Origin of the sequence: Streptococcus infantis (assembly GCF_047463635.1) — a bacterium.
GTDB classification, from domain to species: domain Bacteria; phylum Bacillota; class Bacilli; order Lactobacillales; family Streptococcaceae; genus Streptococcus; species Streptococcus infantis_W.
Genome location: NZ_JASHDL010000002.1, coordinates 38,394 through 53,483 on the forward strand (window position 1 = coordinate 38,394; position 15,090 = coordinate 53,483).

The window sequence follows — 15,090 nt, forward strand, 5'->3', positions numbered from 1 at the left end:
TGGCCTGAAATACGCTTGATAATCGCTTGAAGTCCCTGAAAATCCTTTATAGATAGAGGGTTAGGAGCACTCTTTTTCGCTTGAATATCTTTATTTTGTTCTGAAGTTTTGAAAAAAGTGAGGGGCAAAAAAGGGGCAAAAATGTCGTAAACCTCTGTAAAACGATGTAGAAAATCAACTTTACCCTCGCTTTAACGCTCTAAATTTCAACGTATTGTGAAACAGTGTAAATTATAGTATCGCCTATAACTGTTGTGTGCTCTTTTTTTCGTGCTTTTTCCGAATAAATAAGATAGAATAATCTAGAATAAATGATAATAGAAAAGAGAAAATTATGAAAATCCGTGGTTTTGAATTGGTTTCGACTTTTACAGATAAAAATTTGTTGCCGAAGCGTGAGACAGCGCATGCGGCTGGTTATGACTTAAAGGTTGCTGTGCGTACGGTTATTGCTCCAGGAGAGATTGTATTGGTTCCGACAGGGGTTAAGGCTTATATGCAGCCGACTGAGGTTCTTTATCTCTATGATCGCTCTTCAAATCCTCGTAAGAAGGGCTTGGTCTTGATTAACTCGGTTGGTGTCATTGATGGGGATTATTATGGAAATCCTGGGAATGAAGGGCATATTTTTGCACAGATGAAGAATATCACAGACCAAGAGGTTGTTCTTGAAGTTGGGGAACGTGTGGTCCAGGCTGTCTTTGCGCCTTTCTTAATCGCAGATGGAGATGTGGCTGAGGGTGTTCGAACTGGTGGATTTGGATCGACAGGGCACTAGAATGAAGATTATCTTTGTACGTCATGGAGAGCCAGATTACCGTGAGTTAGAGGAGCGTTCCTATACTGGATTCGGGATAGATTTGGCACCCTTGTCTGAGAAGGGATGGCAGCAAGCTCAGGAACTGAGCAAAAATTCTTTGCTACACTCAGCTGATCTACTAGTTTCTTCTGCAGTCACAAGAGCTTTAGAGACTGCTAGCTATGTGGCTTGTGCTACTGGACTTCCTTTGAGAGTGGAGCCATTATTGCATGAATGGCAAGTCTATGAAAGTGGCGTAGAGAATTTTGAAAAAGCTCGTACTCTGTTTCTAGGAAATAATGGATTCTTACCTCCTAATAGTCCTGTTCAATATGAGACAGCTGTAGAGATGAAGTCTCGTTTTCTAGAATGCATGGCTAAGTATCGGGAACATCAAACTGTGGTAGTTGTAGCCCATCGCATGCTCATGCGTCAATTTGTACCGAATGAAACCATTGATTTTTGCCAAGTGATTGAGTGTGAGATAGAGATTTAGAAAGAGGTTTATCATCGCAAAGAAAAAAGCGACATTTATATGTCAAAATTGTGGGTATAATTCCCCTAAATATCTAGGACGTTGTCCAAACTGTGGGTCTTGGTCTTCTTTTGTTGAGGAAGTTGAGGTTACAGAAGTCAAGAATGCGCGTGTGTCCTTAACAGGTGAGAAAACCAAGCCCATGAAACTGGCTGAAGTGACCTCCATCAATGTCAATCGAACCAAGACTGAGATGGAGGAGTTTAACCGAGTTCTTGGTGGAGGAGTGGTACCAGGAAGTCTTGTCCTTATCGGTGGGGATCCTGGGATTGGGAAATCAACCCTGCTCTTACAAGTCTCAACCCAGCTGTCTCAAGTAGGAACTGTTCTTTACGTCAGCGGGGAGGAGTCTGCCCAGCAAATCAAGTTACGAGCGGAGCGCTTGGGAGATATTGATAGCGAATTTTATCTCTATGCAGAGACTAATATGCAGAGCGTGCGGGCAGAGGTGGAGCGCATCCAGCCAGATTTTCTCATCATCGACTCTATCCAGACCATCATGTCTCCTGAGATTTCTGGAGTTCAAGGATCTGTGTCTCAGGTACGTGAGGTGACAGCTGAGCTCATGCAGCTGGCCAAAACTAATAACATTGCTATCTTTATTGTCGGTCATGTGACCAAGGAAGGAACCTTGGCGGGACCTCGTATGTTGGAGCATATGGTGGATACGGTGCTTTACTTTGAAGGGGAACGCCACCATACCTTCCGTATCTTGAGGGCGGTCAAAAACCGTTTTGGTTCGACAAATGAAATTGGGATTTTTGAGATGCAGTCAGGTGGCTTGGTTGAGGTGCTCAATCCTAGTCAAGTTTTCCTAGAAGAACGTTTGGATGGAGCGACTGGCTCATCAATCGTTGTGACCATGGAAGGAACCCGTCCTATTCTTGCGGAGGTTCAAGCCTTGGTAACACCGACTATGTTTGGTAATGCCAAGCGGACTACAACAGGCCTTGATTTCAATCGTGCTAGTCTGATTATGGCTGTTTTGGAGAAACGTGCAGGGCTTCTCTTGCAAAATCAGGATGCCTATCTCAAATCAGCTGGTGGTGTCAAATTGGATGAGCCTGCCATTGACTTGGCTGTTGCGGTTGCCATTGCTTCGAGTTACAAGGATAAACCAACCAACCCTCAGGAATGTTTTGTGGGAGAGTTGGGCTTGACTGGAGAGATTCGGCGTGTGAATCGTATCGAGCAGCGCATCAATGAAGCAGCAAAACTTGGATTTACAAAAATCTATGTACCAAAGAATTCTTTAACTGGAATCAAACCACCTAAAGAAATTCAGGTGATCGGAGTGACCACTATTGGAGAAGTCTTGAAGAAAGTATTTCCTAATAGTCTTACTCAGTTTTAGATTGCAAAACACTTTATAGCCAATATTTATTAAAAACAAGGAGGAATTTCTGATGAAATTTTCTATGGACAGTCATATGCAATTTCCTTTGGTAGAGTTGTCACTCAATCAAGGAGAAACCGTCTATATCCAGCGAGGTAGTATGGTCTACCACACGCCTAACGTAAGCCTCAATACCCAGCTCAATGCCAGCGGTTCTGGTTTGGGACGTTTTGTCAAAGCTGTAGGACGTTCAATGGTTTCTGGCGAAAGCACCTTCATTACTCAAGCAGTTGCAGAGTCTGACAACGGCAACCTTGCTTTAGCACCAGATACTCCCGGTCAAGTGATTGCTCTTGAACTAGGTGAAAAACAATATCGACTGAATGATGGGGCTTTTCTAGCTCTTGATGGTACAGCTTCCTATACTATGGAGAGTCAGTCTATTGGTAAAGCTCTGTTCGGAGGGCAAGGAGGTCTCTTTGTGATGACTACCCAAGGTCAGGGAACTCTCTTGGCCAATGCTTTTGGCTCTATCAAGAAAATTGAGCTACAAAACCAAGAAATAACCATTGACAATGCCCATGTGGTGGCTTGGAGTCAATCTTTGGACTATAATATCCACTTAGAAAATAGCTTCTGGCAGTCTATTGGTACAGGCGAAGGAGTGGTGAATACCTTCCGAGGAACTGGTGAGGTCTACGTACAAAGTCTCAATCTTCAGAGCTTTGCAGGATCGCTCAATAAGTATATCCAAAAAGGTTCATAAAAATAAAACTAGGACAGAAGCCCAAGCTAGAAGCTGGATGTCTCTGTCCCAGTTTTTTTATATGAAGGTTGACAACTGACAAGACAAAGAAAAGATGGTAAGATAGGATATAAATAATTTGGTGTTCAAATTATCTTAAAAGTAAGAAAGTGTGTTGTCATGTCGTATTTTGAACAGTTTATGCAAGCCAATCAGGCTTATGTTGCCCTGCATGGGCAGTTAAATCTGCCAATCAAGCCAAAAACAAGAGTAGCCATTGTGACTTGTATGGACTCACGTCTGCACGTTGCACAAGCTTTGGGGTTGGCTCTGGGAGATGCTCATATTTTGCGGAATGCGGGTGGTCGAGTGACGGAGGATATGATTCGCTCGCTTGTGATTTCCCAGCAACAAATGGGAACAAGAGAGATTGTGGTTCTTCACCATACAGACTGTGGTGCTCAGACATTTCAAAACGAAGAGTTTCAAGAACATTTAAAAACAGAATTAGGGGTTGATGTCTCGGGTCAAGATTTTCTTCCCTTTCAAGATGTTGAGGAGAGTGTTCGTGAGGATATGCAGTTACTTCGAGAATACCCATTGATTCCAGATGATGTGGTTATTTCAGGGGCTGTTTATGATGTGGATACAGGTAGTATGAGAGAGGTCTACTAACGTTTCCTTTTTGAGTTCCTATCTTCCCATGAGATAGAATGTCTAAGTTGTCACATTTCAGCTTGAATATAAGGAATATAAATGAGCACAAGGCAAGGGTATAAATGTCTACTATTGTCTTATTTTTTATTGAAAAATCAAGAAAAAAGCGCTACAATGGTAGTTGGAAAAATGTTGTGAAAAAACACAAGTGATACATAAATACTGGAGGAAATCATGTCTTTTTCTGATTTAAAGCTGTTTGCCCTTTCTTCAAATAGAGAATTGGCAGAGCGTGTGGCGCAAGAGATTGGGATAGAGTTGGGAAAATCGACTGTACGTCAATTTTCAGATGGAGAAATTCAAGTTAATATCGAAGAATCGATCCGTGGGAAACACGTCTTTATCCTACAATCAACTAGCTCACCTGTAAATGACAATCTGCTAGAAATTTTGATTATGGTAGATGCTTTGAAACGCGCCAGTGCAGAATCTGTCAACGTTGTTATGCCTTACTATGGCTATGCACGTCAGGATAGAAAGGCGAGAGCGCGTGAGCCAATCACTTCAAAACTTGTGGCAAATATGCTTGAAGTGGCTGGAGTGGATCGTTTGTTGACGATTGACTTGCATGCTGCACAGATTCAGGGATTTTTTGATATTCCTGTCGATCACTTGATGGGTGCTCCTTTAATTGCAGACTACTTTGAGCGTCGTGGCATGGTTGGTTCTGACTATGTGGTTGTCAGTCCGGACCATGGTGGGGTGACTCGTGCTCGTAAATTGGCAGAGTTTTTGAAAACTCCGATTGCCATTATTGATAAACGTCGTAGCGTGGACAAGATGAATACCAGTGAAGTGATGAACATCATTGGTAAGGTAGAAGGTAAGACTTGTATTTTGATTGACGATATGATCGATACAGCTGGAACTATTTGCCATGCGGCGGATGCTCTTGCAGAAGCTGGTGCTGTCGAAGTTTACGCAAGCTGTACGCACCCAGTTCTTTCAGGGCCTGCTATGGACAATATCCAGAAATCAGCGATTAAAAAATTAGTTGTTTTGGATACCATCTACTTACCAGAAGAACGTTTGATTGATAAGATTGAGCAAATCTCTATTGCTCACCTTCTTGCGGATGCTATCGTCCGTATCCACGAAAAACGTCCTCTATCTCCATTATTTAGTATTGAGAAAAAAATCTAACGAATTCATTGGATAAGACAAAACTCCTAACAAAGTGATAGACCTTGTTGGGAGTTTTTTGGTAGCAGAATTCTGCAAACCCTTTCAAAATATGCTATACTGATGAAAAAGGAGGATTTTTATGACTCAAGAATTTATCAATCCAAGTGATGGTGTGATTCGTCAGTATCTAGCAACTAGTAAGACTCTAGCAGTAGTGGGCTTGTCTGATCGTGAAGAAACAACTAGCAATCGAGTGACAAAGGAAATGCAGGCTCGTGGCTATAAAATCATACCAGTAAACCCCAAGGCTGCAGGTGGTGAAATCTTGGGAGAAAAGGCTTATGCCAGCCTAGCTGAGATTCCTTTTCCTGTAGATATCGTTAATGTCTATCGTCGTAGTGAGTTTCTACCAGATGTGGCACGAGATTTTCTCAAGGCTGATGCTAAGATTTTCTGGGCGCAACTAGGACTTGAAAGTCTAGAAGCGGAAGAAATCTTGTGTGCTGGAGGTTGCAATGATATCGTGATGAACCGTTGTATTAAGAGAGAACATACACGCTTAATTCTTGAACAATAAAAAGGTAGCTTGCGGGCTACCTTTTGTCTTAGAAAATACCGATGAGTGTTTGCATACCCAGGCTAGTCAGGATGATGGCAATCCAGCAGAAGGCACCAAGAAGAATGGATTTACCGCTGGACTTAATCATAGCAATGAGATTGGTTTTGAGACCGATAGCGCTCATGGCCATGATGATAAGGAATTTAGATAGTTGTTTGAGAGGTGCAAAGAAGCTACTGCTGACACCGAAGGAAGTAAGGATGGTGGTTAGCAGGGAAGCTAGGATGAAGTAGAGAATGAAAACAGGGAAGATTTTTTTAAGTTTTACTCCTTGGTTGTTGCCTCGTTGATGACTTTGCCAGTAAGAGAGGAAGAGAGTGATAGGGATAATAGCTAGGGTACGGGTCAATTTGACGATAGTAGCAGACTCAAGAGTGTTTGTGTGGTAAAGACTATCCCAGGCGCTGGCAGTGGCTGTTACAGAGGAAGTATCATTGACCGCAGTACCTGCAAAGAGGGAGAAGCCCTCATTTGATAGGTGAAGCCAGGTTCCTAGGGTTGGGAAAATAAGCGCTGCTAAGACATTGAAGAAAAAGATAACAGAGATGGATTGGGCGACTTCTTTTTCCTTGGCATGGATGACGGGAGCTGTCGCTGCAATGGCAGAACCTCCACAGATAGAGGAACCAACACCGATCAAGGTAGCTAGTTTTGTATCTAAATCAAAAAAGCGTTGGAAAAGATAAGCTACAATCAAGGCTATAGAAATGGTAGATAGAATGACAGGAAGGGAAGATTTTCCTACTGCAAAAACTTGAGAGATATTGAGTCCAAACCCAAGCAAGATAACAGCATACTGAAGCAATTTCTTGGAGCTGTAAGTCAAACCAGCATCTAGTTGTTTATAGGAAGTGAGAAATGGGTGGAGAATCATGCCAATAAAGATGGCAAAAACAGGAGCTCCTACAACAGGCAGAAAGCCTCCTAAAACCCAAGAGATGATAGAAATGATCAGACAGGCTAACAGTCCTGCCCAATTTTTTGATAGAAATGACATAAAAACCTCCGAAAATAAATACTCCTTATTATAATCTTATCTCGGAAAAAAGTAAATAGAAAGCCTTTGGAAGGCTAATTCTGGATGTAATTTTGCGGTCAGAGAGCTTTTGTAGTATAATAGACATATGTTCTTTAAGCAAGGAGGGTATCTATGGACTTAACCAAGCGATTTAATAAACAATTAGATAAGATTCAAGTTTCCTTGATTCGTCAGTTTGACCAGGCTATTTCAGAGATTCCTGGAGTCCTGCGGTTGACCTTGGGAGAACCAGATTTTACAACGCCAGATCATGTCAAGGAGGCTGCAAAGCGAGCCATCGATCAAGACCAATCCTACTATACAGGGATGAGCGGTTTGTTGACCTTACGCCAAGCAGCTAGTGATTTTGTAAAAGAAAAGTATCAGTTGGACTACAATCCTGAAAATGAAATCTTGGTTACAATTGGTGCGACAGAAGCTTTATCAGCTACTTTGACAGCCATTTTGGAGGAAGGAGACAAGGTTCTCTTGCCAGCTCCTGCCTATCCTGGCTATGAGCCAATAGTTAATCTAGTTGGTGCAGAGATTGTCGAAATTGATACAACTGAAAATGGTTTTGTTTTGACGCCTGAGATGTTGGAAAAGGCAATTTTGGAGCAGTGGGACAAGCTCAAGGCAGTTATTCTCAACTATCCAGCCAACCCTACAGGAATCACTTATAGTCGCGAGCAATTAGAAGACTTGGCAGCTGTTTTACGTAAGTATGAGATTTTCGTAGTCTGTGATGAAGTCTACTCAGAATTGACCTATACAGGGGAAAATCATGTATCGCTGGGTACTATGCTGAGAGATCAGGCCATTATCATCAATGGTCTATCCAAATCCCATGCCATGACAGGTTGGCGTTTAGGTTTTATCTTTGCACCAGCAAACTTTACAGCTCAACTCATCAAGAGTCACCAGTACTTGGTCACTGCCGCAAACACCATGGCTCAACACGCAGCGGTAGAAGCTTTGACAGCTGGTAAGAATGATGCGGAACCTATGAAGAAGGAATATATCCAACGTCGGGACTACATTATCGAGAAGATGACTGCACTTGGTTTTGAGATTATCAAACCAGATGGTGCTTTTTATATCTTTGCTAAGATTCCAGCAGGCTATAATCAAGATTCCTTTGCTTTTCTGAAAGATTTTGCCCAGAAAAAGGCTGTCGCCTTCATCCCTGGTGCTGCCTTTGGACAGTATGGAGAGGGCTATGTTCGCCTATCTTATGCAGCTAGCATGGGAACCATCAGAGAAGCTATGAAACGACTTGAGGAGTACATGAGAGAAGCATGATTCAATCTATCACAAGTCAGGGTTTAGTACTTTACAATCGAAATTTTCGAGAGGATGATAAGCTTGTTAAAATCTTTACAGAACAGGCAGGCAAGCGCATGTTTTTTGTGAAACACGCTGGTCAATCAAAACTGGCTCCGGTTATTCAGCCCTTGGTGCTAGCTCGTTTTCTCTTGCGCATCAATGATGATGGACTCAGTTATATTGAGGATTATCATGAGGTGATGACCTTTCCAGGGATCAATAGTGATCTCTTTACCATGGCTTATGCGACCTATGTGGCAGCCTTGGCTGATGCGAGTTTGCAGGATAATCAGCAGGACGCTCCTTTATTTGCTTTTTTGCAGAAGACATTAGAGCTGATGGAAGAGGGCTTAGATTATCAGGTCTTGACTAATATTTTTGAAATTCAGATTTTGACACGGTTTGGGATTGGTCTAAACTTTAATGAGTGTACTTTTTGTCATCGAGTAGGTCAGGCCTTTGACTTTTCTTTCAAATATGGAGCCTGTCTTTGCCCAGAGCATTATCATGAGGATGAGAAACGATGTCATCTAAATCCCAATATTCCTTATCTGCTCAATCAATTTCAAGCCATTGATTTTGATACTCTGGAGACTATTTCGCTCAAGTCAGAAATTAAGCAAGACTTGCGTAAGTTTATGGACCAGATTTACGAAGAGTACGTCGGGATTCACCTAAAATCAAAGAAATTTATTGATTCCCTAGCCGATTGGGGACAATTACTAAAAGAGGAAGACAAATGAAAAAAATCGCAGTAGATGCAATGGGTGGCGATTATGCACCTCAAGCTATTGTAGAGGGAGTCAATCAAGCTCTTGCTGACTTTTCAGATATTGAGATTCAACTTTACGGAGATGAAAGTAAAATTAAGCAATATCTAACAGCTACAGAGCGCGTTAGTATTATCCATACTGATGAAAAAATCGATTCAGACGATGAGCCTACAAGAGCCATCCGTAAGAAGAAAAATGCCAGTATGGTCTTGGCGGCCAAGGCTGTCAAAGATGGAGAGGCAGATGCTGTTCTTTCTGCAGGAAATACAGGTGCTTTGCTTGCGGCCGGATTTTTCATCGTAGGTCGTATCAAGAATATCGATCGACCTGGGCTTATGTCAACCTTGCCAACTATTGATGGGAAAGGTTTTGATATGCTAGATCTCGGTGCCAATGCAGAAAACACAGCCCATCACCTTCATCAATATGCCATCCTAGGTTCTTTCTACGCTAAAAATGTTCGTGGAATTGCAAAACCACGAGTTGGTTTGCTTAATAACGGGACCGAGAGCAGCAAGGGAGATCCACTCCGCAAGGAAACTTATGACTTGCTAGTAGCTGATGAGAGTTTGAACTTTATCGGTAATGTGGAAGCGCGTGATTTAATGGATGGCGTTGCTGATGTAGTCGTAACAGATGGTTTCACGGGAAACGCTGTGCTCAAATCCATTGAAGGTACAGCCATGGGAATCATGGGCTTACTAAAAAATACCATTACAGGTGGCGGTTTGCGAGCTAAATTAGGTGCTCTTCTTCTTAAGGATAGTCTTAGAGGTTTGAAAAAGCAGCTCAACTATTCTGACGTTGGAGGTGCAGTCTTGTTTGGTGTCAAGGCGCCGGTTGTCAAGACTCATGGATCAAGTGATGCCAAGGCTGTGTACAGTACGATTCGTCAGATTCGTACCATGCTAGAAACAGACGTAGTTGCTCAAACTGCGCGTGAATTTTCAGGAGAATAATATATATGACAGATAAAGAAATTTTTAACCGTATCGTGACCATCATCCAAGAACGTCAAGGAGAAGACTTTGTAGTCACAGAGGCCTTGAGCTTGAAGGATGATTTGGATGCTGATTCGGTAGATTTGATGGAATTCGTACTAACCATTGAGGATGAATTTGGAATTGAAATCAGTGATGAAGAAATCGACCATCTTCAAAGTGTGGCAGATGTATTAAAAGCCATTAAAGATAAAATCTAACATATAGCAACATGCAAGTCATGTTGTTTTTTTGTTTTTCGAAAAAGATAAGATTTTGAAATTTTATAGTTGAGTTTACGAATAAAGAGATAAGAACAAAAAAGGAGGATTGCTGATGTATGTGACAGGTCTTTATCCGTGGTTGATCAAGTGGTTTTTAAAATAAATTTGATTTAATTGTTTATTTTAAAATGATTTCTCGAATAGACAAGTGAGAAGAAGAGGAAGGAGATTACTTCATGTTTATACCAAGCTTGTATCCATGGTTAATTAAGTGGTTTTTGAAATAAATAAATTTATTTTAAATTATTTTTCGAATAGATAAGTAAGAAGAAAAGGAAGGAGATTAGAAATGATTATTTCAGTTATTTATCCAATTTGGCTTTTAAAATGGTTTAAAGGTTAAAAATTGCAAACAAAAAACTATAAAAATAAAGGAGAAAAAAGATGACAAACTTTGACAAAATGGAACAGAACTTTGTAGCTCTTACAGAAGAAGAGCTAATGGAAGTGGATGGGGGGTCGGTTACCGCCGTAGTTGTAGGAGGTGTCTTACTAATTGGTGGTATTGCTTGGGGCTATTTTATGTAATAATAAGGAGAGAAAAAATGAATTTAAATAAATGGACAGAATTGACAGAAGAAGAATTGATGAATACAGAAGGTGGATCAATTACCATAGCCACGGTTGGTGCAGGATTGGCAATTTTCCTTGGTGGTCGATTAATTGGTCAAGATTTAAAACGTAAATTTGGATAGAAGTGAACTTGTATGAAAAATCTAAAAAATGTAATGGGAGCCTTTTTAATTATTTTTGGAGTGCTTTGTATATTGGGGGATTTACATGTAATCACCTTTAATGTTGAAAAATATTTCCAAACAGAGTTATTTGTTCCGATGCTTATTTTGATGATGAGTTATTTAGATTCAGGTAAAGACAAGGTTTAAAGAGAACTATTATTAGTATGTGGCAAATGCTATAGAATAATCATCTTTTAGTTGTTATCAATGAAATAAGAACTAAAAAAATGGAGAAATAAATGAATATCTCAGAAGAATGTGCGGCTATAATTATATCAGCCTCAGGAATAGTAGGACTTTTGGTTGGAGTAGCTATTGGATTAGCTAGTATTATTTAAAAAGGAGTAGATGAAAGATGAAGAAACTGGATGAAAAATTTGCTATTATGACAGAGGAAGACTTGGCTGTAACTAAGGGAGGTTTCATTGTTACTACTTCTACAGCAGTGGCTTGGGGTGTTTTAGGAGTCGTTACCTATATGTATGGGCGTCATTTGGGAAGTAGACGTTAATTTAAAAATTTGTGGCAAATCGTAAAAGAAAATCAAGTATGAATCGCAACACTGATCTCAATACATTGTTACCATAGTTCCTTTGGTGGCAATGGGTCTCAATCTCGTACTTCATGTAATTCGTACAGGTTCGTTGTTATCCTTTGATTGGAAATGGTATTTAGTTGGATTGATTGCCTCAGGCTATTTTGGGATTTTTTGCAACGATTTGTCAAAAAATAATCCAAACTATAAATGATGAATCTGAATGAAAAGATTTTGTGCGTGTGAATGGCGGAAAAACTCTGCCATTCTTGTCAGATAAATAGGAGTCTGCTATGAAAAAATTTTTATTGGGATTTGCTGAAGGTTATTTTATCGTGTCAGTCATTATCTATATTGTAACGTATTTGATTCTGAAAAAACCGATCAATACCTTGTTTTATCTATAAGCCTATCCAATTCTGCTTGGGTTGGTTTATGTAGGATATAAGTACAAAACAAAAGAAAGTAAGATTGGAAATTGATGGAACATCAGATTGGGGTTTGAGATGAAAGTCGTTCAAGTGTTACAAAAAGCTTGGCTAGAGTTTACTGTATGCTGCAGTTCGATGGTTTATATCATTGTTAGAATAGTCGCTGATGTAAACAAAATAAATCTACCTACATGGTTTGAAAATTTTGATATACCTACAATTTCACTATTCTTGATGGTATTTATTTTACTTTGTAGAAGTGAAGAAAAATGTGATAAAGGTTGATAAAATGAATTTGAACTTTGTGGTTCCAGTATTAGGGCAATCTTGAGGAATGTTGGGGTGTTAAGCTGATGAACTGTAGTTTAATTTTAGTTAGAAGGATATTCGCATGTTTAAAAAAGAAGTGATATTATTGGGTTTTCTTCTACTAGTACGTATTGTACTTTCTATCATGCAAGTTTTAATGGACTATAAACTATGGCTAGGAAAGTGTAGTATAAATTTCATGGAACTTTCAGATTTATTCTCTTATCCCCTACTTATTTTAATCATTTACATAACAGTAAAATATCAGGCTATTCAGAACATAAGAGGTAAAAAAGATAATCAGGATGTAAATGAATAAAACTTTAAAATTTTTTCTAATATTCCTTTTCTTATTCCTGATGAATATTTTCATCTTTAAGATACTAGCAACTCTGGGATTTCAGCTGACAATGAGTGAAAAAAGTTATCTTGTACCATCCTTGTTTTCATTTATAGGTTTGTATATGATTGACAAAAGAAAAAGAAATCTTTATAAATATATATTTTAGGTAGGACGTTTGTTCTACCTATTTTTATGTAGGAAAAAGTGCTGTTCAGGTGCAGTTATTGTTTTTTTAGAAATAATTTTCTTTTTGCTTCTTTGTTTGGATAAAATAATCTTACAAAGTTTTCTTTGGAGATGGTTAGGAAAAGGAGTAGGATATGAAATTTAGTAAACGTCACTATCGTCCTCAAGTAGATCAGATGGACTGTGGTGTAGCTTCATTAGCCATGGTCTTTGGCTACTATGGTAGTTATTATTCTTTGGCTCACTTGCGAGAGTTGGCTAAGACGACCATGGATGGGACCACGGCTTTGGGACTGGTCAAGGTTGCTGAGGAGATTGGTTTTGAGACGCGAGCCATTAAGGCCGACATGACTTTGTTTGATTTGCCAGATGTAACCTTTCCTTTTGTGGCTCATGTGCTTAAGGAAGGGAAATTGCTCCACTACTATGTGGTGACTGGGCAGGATAAGGATAGCATTCATATTGCCGATCCAGATCCCGGGGTGAAGTTGACTAAACTGCCACGTGAGCGTTTTGCGGAAGAATGGACAGGAATGACTCTTTTTATGGCACCGAGTCCAGACTATAAGCCTCATAAGGATCAAAAGAATGGTCTGCTCTCTTTTATCCCTATATTAGTGAAGCAGCGTGGCTTGATTGCTAATATCGTTTTGGCAACACTCTTGGTAACCTTGATTAACATTGTGGGTTCTTATTATCTGCAGTCTATCATTGATACCTATGTGCCAGATCAGATGCGTTCGACGCTTGGGATTATTTCTATTGGGCTGGTTATCGTCTATATTCTCCAGCAGATTTTGTCTTATGCTCAGGAGTATCTCTTACTTGTTTTGGGACAACGCTTATCGATTGATGTGATTTTGTCCTATATCAAGCATGTTTTTCACCTGCCTATGTCCTTCTTTGCGACACGCAGGACAGGGGAAATCGTGTCTCGTTTTACAGATGCTAACAGTATCATCGATGCACTGGCTTCGACTATTCTGTCAATCTTTTTGGATGTATCTACTGTCTTGATTATTTCAGTAGTTCTATTTTCGCAGAATAGCAATCTCTTTTTCATGAGTTTGCTAGCCCTTCCTATCTATACAGTGATTATCTTTGCTTTTATGAAGCCCTTTGAAAAGATGAATCGGGATACCATGGAAGCCAATGCGGTTCTGTCTTCTTCTATCATTGAGGACATCAATGGCATTGAGACTATCAAGTCCTTAACTAGTGAAAGTTCACGCTACCAAAAGATTGACAAGGAATTTGTAGATTATCTGAAAAAATCTTTTACCTACAGTCGGGCAGAGAGCCAGCAAAAGGCTCTGAAAAAAGTTGCCCAGCTCTTACTCAATGTTGGTATTCTCTGGATGGGGGCTCTCCTAGTCATGGATAATAAGATGAGTTTGGGCCAGTTGATTACCTATAATACCTTGCTTATTTACTTTACAAATCCATTGGAAAATATCATCAATCTGCAAACCAAGCTTCAGACAGCGCAGGTAGCCAATAACCGTCTCAATGAAGTTTATCTGGTTGCATCTGAGTTTGAGGAAAAGAAAACAGTCTCAGATTTGAGCTTGCTAGAAGGGGATATGGATTTCAAGCAGGTTCACTACAAATATGGCTATGGTCGAGATGTCTTGTCTGACATCAATCTAACCATTTCGCAAGGCTCTAAAGTGGCTTTTGTAGGGATTTCAGGATCGGGTAAGACGACCTTGGCTAAGATGATGGTTAATTTTTATGATCCAAGTCAGGGGGAGATTAGTCTGGGTGGTGTCAATCTCAATCAGATTGATAAAAAGGCTCTACGCCAGTATATCAACTACCTGCCTCAACAGCCCTATGTTTTCAATGGGACGATTTTGGAGAATCTTCTCCTTGGAGCTAAGGAGGGGACGACCCAGGAGGATATCTTGAGAGCAGTGGAGTTGGCTGAGATTCGGGAGGATATCGAGCGGATGCCACTGAATTACCAGACAGAACTGACTTCGGATGGAGCGGGCATTTCAGGTGGGCAACGTCAGAGGATCGCTTTGGCGCGTGCTCTCTTGACCGATGCGCCTGTCTTGATCTTGGATGAGGCGACTAGCAGTCTAGATATTTTGACCGAGAAGCGAATTGTCGATAATCTAATGGCTTTGGATAAGACCTTGATTTTCATTGCTCACCGCTTGACCATTGCTGAGCGGACAGAGAAGGTTGTCGTTTTGGATCAGGGCAAGATTGTCGAAGAGGGTGCACATATGGATTTACTGGCTCAGGGTGGATTTTACGCCCATCTAGTGAATAGTTAGAGAG

Annotated in this window: 20 protein-coding genes and 1 pseudogene; 20 read left to right on the top strand and 1 reads right to left on the bottom strand. The window is 40.4% G+C overall.

All coding sequences use genetic code 11. The features are described from left to right. Positions 1–334: 334 nt before the first annotated feature. The 7 genes from QM867_RS01910 (at position 335) to QM867_RS01940 (ending at position 5,834) form a co-directional block, all read left to right on the top strand. On the top strand, positions 335–778 hold the full coding sequence (locus QM867_RS01910) for a dUTP diphosphatase (RefSeq protein ID WP_414276227.1): 444 nt from the start codon (positions 335–337) through the stop codon (positions 776–778). Continuing rightward, complete coding sequence (locus QM867_RS01915; RefSeq protein ID WP_414315045.1) at positions 729–1,295, top strand: histidine phosphatase family protein; 567 nt, start codon at positions 729–731, stop codon at positions 1,293–1,295. The genes QM867_RS01910 and QM867_RS01915 overlap by 50 nt, the downstream gene beginning before the upstream one ends. Positions 1,296–1,308: 13 nt before the next feature. After that, positions 1,309–2,688 (top strand): DNA repair protein RadA, encoded by a 1,380-nt coding sequence (gene radA, locus QM867_RS01920; RefSeq protein ID WP_414315113.1) that lies wholly within the window; start codon positions 1,309–1,311, stop codon positions 2,686–2,688. 52 nt (positions 2,689–2,740) lie between these two features. Further along, complete coding sequence (locus QM867_RS01925) at positions 2,741–3,436, top strand: TIGR00266 family protein (RefSeq protein WP_000672726.1); 696 nt, start codon at positions 2,741–2,743, stop codon at positions 3,434–3,436. A gap of 159 nt (positions 3,437–3,595) precedes the next feature. Next, complete coding sequence (locus QM867_RS01930) at positions 3,596–4,090, top strand: beta-class carbonic anhydrase (RefSeq protein ID WP_414273053.1); 495 nt, start codon at positions 3,596–3,598, stop codon at positions 4,088–4,090. A 216-nt stretch (positions 4,091–4,306) separates the two neighbouring features. Continuing rightward, complete coding sequence (locus QM867_RS01935; RefSeq protein ID WP_075231173.1) at positions 4,307–5,275, top strand: ribose-phosphate diphosphokinase; 969 nt, start codon at positions 4,307–4,309, stop codon at positions 5,273–5,275. A 121-nt stretch (positions 5,276–5,396) separates the two neighbouring features. After that, positions 5,397–5,834, top strand: a complete 438-nt coding sequence (locus tag QM867_RS01940; protein ID WP_414273054.1) for a CoA-binding protein — start codon at positions 5,397–5,399, stop codon at positions 5,832–5,834. A gap of 28 nt (positions 5,835–5,862) precedes the next feature. Here the strand turns inward: QM867_RS01940 and QM867_RS01945 are convergent, their stop codons facing one another. After that, positions 5,863–6,873, bottom strand: a complete 1,011-nt coding sequence (locus tag QM867_RS01945) for a YeiH family protein (protein ID WP_371607959.1) — start codon at positions 6,871–6,873, stop codon at positions 5,863–5,865. A gap of 153 nt (positions 6,874–7,026) precedes the next feature. Between QM867_RS01945 and QM867_RS01950 the strand changes: the two genes are divergently transcribed. The 13 genes and pseudogenes from QM867_RS01950 to comA all read left to right on the top strand — a co-directional run bounded on the left by QM867_RS01950 (position 7,027) and on the right by comA (position 15,086). Further along, positions 7,027–8,196 carry a pyridoxal phosphate-dependent aminotransferase gene (locus tag QM867_RS01950; RefSeq protein WP_311522406.1) on the top strand — a complete coding sequence of 390 codons (1,170 nt, stop codon included), beginning with the start codon at positions 7,027–7,029 and terminating at the stop codon, positions 8,194–8,196. Beyond that, positions 8,193–8,963 (top strand): DNA repair protein RecO, encoded by a 771-nt coding sequence (gene recO, locus QM867_RS01955; protein WP_311522407.1) that lies wholly within the window; start codon positions 8,193–8,195, stop codon positions 8,961–8,963. Before QM867_RS01950 ends, recO begins: the two co-directional genes overlap by 4 nt. Then, positions 8,960–9,952 (top strand): phosphate acyltransferase PlsX, encoded by a 993-nt coding sequence (plsX, locus tag QM867_RS01960; protein WP_311522408.1) that lies wholly within the window; start codon positions 8,960–8,962, stop codon positions 9,950–9,952. The genes recO and plsX overlap by 4 nt, the downstream gene beginning before the upstream one ends. Before the next feature lie 5 nt (positions 9,953–9,957). Further along, positions 9,958–10,194 (top strand): acyl carrier protein, encoded by a 237-nt coding sequence (locus tag QM867_RS01965; protein ID WP_311522409.1) that lies wholly within the window; start codon positions 9,958–9,960, stop codon positions 10,192–10,194. 447 nt (positions 10,195–10,641) lie between these two features. Further along, the gene (locus QM867_RS01970) at positions 10,642–10,785 is read left to right on the top strand and encodes a class IIb bacteriocin, lactobin A/cerein 7B family (RefSeq protein ID WP_075229712.1); all 144 of its coding nucleotides are present in this window, start codon (positions 10,642–10,644) and stop codon (positions 10,783–10,785) included. A gap of 17 nt (positions 10,786–10,802) precedes the next feature. Then, positions 10,803–10,952, top strand: coding sequence for a class IIb bacteriocin, lactobin A/cerein 7B family (locus tag QM867_RS01975; RefSeq protein ID WP_311522410.1), 150 nt, complete (start codon positions 10,803–10,805; stop codon positions 10,950–10,952). 12 nt (positions 10,953–10,964) lie between these two features. Further along, entirely contained in the window at positions 10,965–11,141 is a 177-nt protein-coding gene (locus tag QM867_RS01980; RefSeq protein WP_000793176.1) for a hypothetical protein, read from the top strand. Positions 11,142–11,349: 208 nt separating this feature from the next. Continuing rightward, positions 11,350–11,505 (top strand): hypothetical protein, encoded by a 156-nt coding sequence (locus QM867_RS01985; RefSeq protein ID WP_162837517.1) that lies wholly within the window; start codon positions 11,350–11,352, stop codon positions 11,503–11,505. Positions 11,506–11,822: 317 nt separating this feature from the next. Continuing rightward, a pseudogene (locus tag QM867_RS01990) lies at positions 11,823–12,011 on the top strand (hypothetical protein). 24 nt (positions 12,012–12,035) lie between these two features. Then, positions 12,036–12,245, top strand: coding sequence for a bacteriocin immunity protein (locus tag QM867_RS01995; protein WP_373115408.1), 210 nt, complete (start codon positions 12,036–12,038; stop codon positions 12,243–12,245). A 106-nt stretch (positions 12,246–12,351) separates the two neighbouring features. Next, positions 12,352–12,588, top strand: coding sequence for a hypothetical protein (locus QM867_RS02000; RefSeq protein WP_414315046.1), 237 nt, complete (start codon positions 12,352–12,354; stop codon positions 12,586–12,588). Further along, positions 12,581–12,778 (top strand): hypothetical protein, encoded by a 198-nt coding sequence (locus QM867_RS02005; protein WP_414315047.1) that lies wholly within the window; start codon positions 12,581–12,583, stop codon positions 12,776–12,778. The genes QM867_RS02000 and QM867_RS02005 overlap by 8 nt, the downstream gene beginning before the upstream one ends. 154 nt (positions 12,779–12,932) lie before the next feature. Then, positions 12,933–15,086, top strand: coding sequence for a peptide cleavage/export ABC transporter ComA (gene comA / locus QM867_RS02010; protein ID WP_414315048.1), 2,154 nt, complete (start codon positions 12,933–12,935; stop codon positions 15,084–15,086). Positions 15,087–15,090 lie beyond the last annotated feature (4 nt).

Excerpts from the sequence above, each read along its gene's own strand:
- QM867_RS01910 (WP_414276227.1), top strand. The coding sequence starts at position 335 with ATGAAAATCCGTGGTTTTGAATTGGTTTCGACTTTTACAGATAAAAAT.
- QM867_RS01915 (WP_414315045.1), top strand. The coding sequence starts at position 729 with ATGTGGCTGAGGGTGTTCGAACTGGTGGATTTGGATCGACAGGGCACT.
- QM867_RS01925 (WP_000672726.1), top strand. The coding sequence starts at position 2,741 with ATGAAATTTTCTATGGACAGTCATATGCAATTTCCTTTGGTAGAGTTG.
- QM867_RS01930 (WP_414273053.1), top strand. The coding sequence starts at position 3,596 with ATGTCGTATTTTGAACAGTTTATGCAAGCCAATCAGGCTTATGTTGCC.
- QM867_RS01935 (WP_075231173.1), top strand. The coding sequence starts at position 4,307 with ATGTCTTTTTCTGATTTAAAGCTGTTTGCCCTTTCTTCAAATAGAGAA.
- QM867_RS01940 (WP_414273054.1), top strand. The coding sequence starts at position 5,397 with ATGACTCAAGAATTTATCAATCCAAGTGATGGTGTGATTCGTCAGTAT.
- QM867_RS01945 (WP_371607959.1), bottom strand. The coding sequence starts at position 6,873 with ATGTCATTTCTATCAAAAAATTGGGCAGGACTGTTAGCCTGTCTGATC.
- QM867_RS01950 (WP_311522406.1), top strand. The coding sequence starts at position 7,027 with ATGGACTTAACCAAGCGATTTAATAAACAATTAGATAAGATTCAAGTT.
- recO (WP_311522407.1), top strand. The coding sequence starts at position 8,193 with ATGATTCAATCTATCACAAGTCAGGGTTTAGTACTTTACAATCGAAAT.
- plsX (WP_311522408.1), top strand. The coding sequence starts at position 8,960 with ATGAAAAAAATCGCAGTAGATGCAATGGGTGGCGATTATGCACCTCAA.
- QM867_RS01965 (WP_311522409.1), top strand. The coding sequence starts at position 9,958 with ATGACAGATAAAGAAATTTTTAACCGTATCGTGACCATCATCCAAGAA.
- QM867_RS01970 (WP_075229712.1), top strand. The coding sequence starts at position 10,642 with ATGACAAACTTTGACAAAATGGAACAGAACTTTGTAGCTCTTACAGAA.
- QM867_RS01975 (WP_311522410.1), top strand. The coding sequence starts at position 10,803 with ATGAATTTAAATAAATGGACAGAATTGACAGAAGAAGAATTGATGAAT.
- QM867_RS01980 (WP_000793176.1), top strand. The coding sequence starts at position 10,965 with ATGAAAAATCTAAAAAATGTAATGGGAGCCTTTTTAATTATTTTTGGA.
- QM867_RS01985 (WP_162837517.1), top strand. The coding sequence starts at position 11,350 with ATGAAGAAACTGGATGAAAAATTTGCTATTATGACAGAGGAAGACTTG.
- QM867_RS01995 (WP_373115408.1), top strand. The coding sequence starts at position 12,036 with ATGAAAGTCGTTCAAGTGTTACAAAAAGCTTGGCTAGAGTTTACTGTA.
- QM867_RS02000 (WP_414315046.1), top strand. The coding sequence starts at position 12,352 with ATGTTTAAAAAAGAAGTGATATTATTGGGTTTTCTTCTACTAGTACGT.
- QM867_RS02005 (WP_414315047.1), top strand. The coding sequence starts at position 12,581 with ATGAATAAAACTTTAAAATTTTTTCTAATATTCCTTTTCTTATTCCTG.
- comA (WP_414315048.1), top strand. The coding sequence starts at position 12,933 with ATGAAATTTAGTAAACGTCACTATCGTCCTCAAGTAGATCAGATGGAC.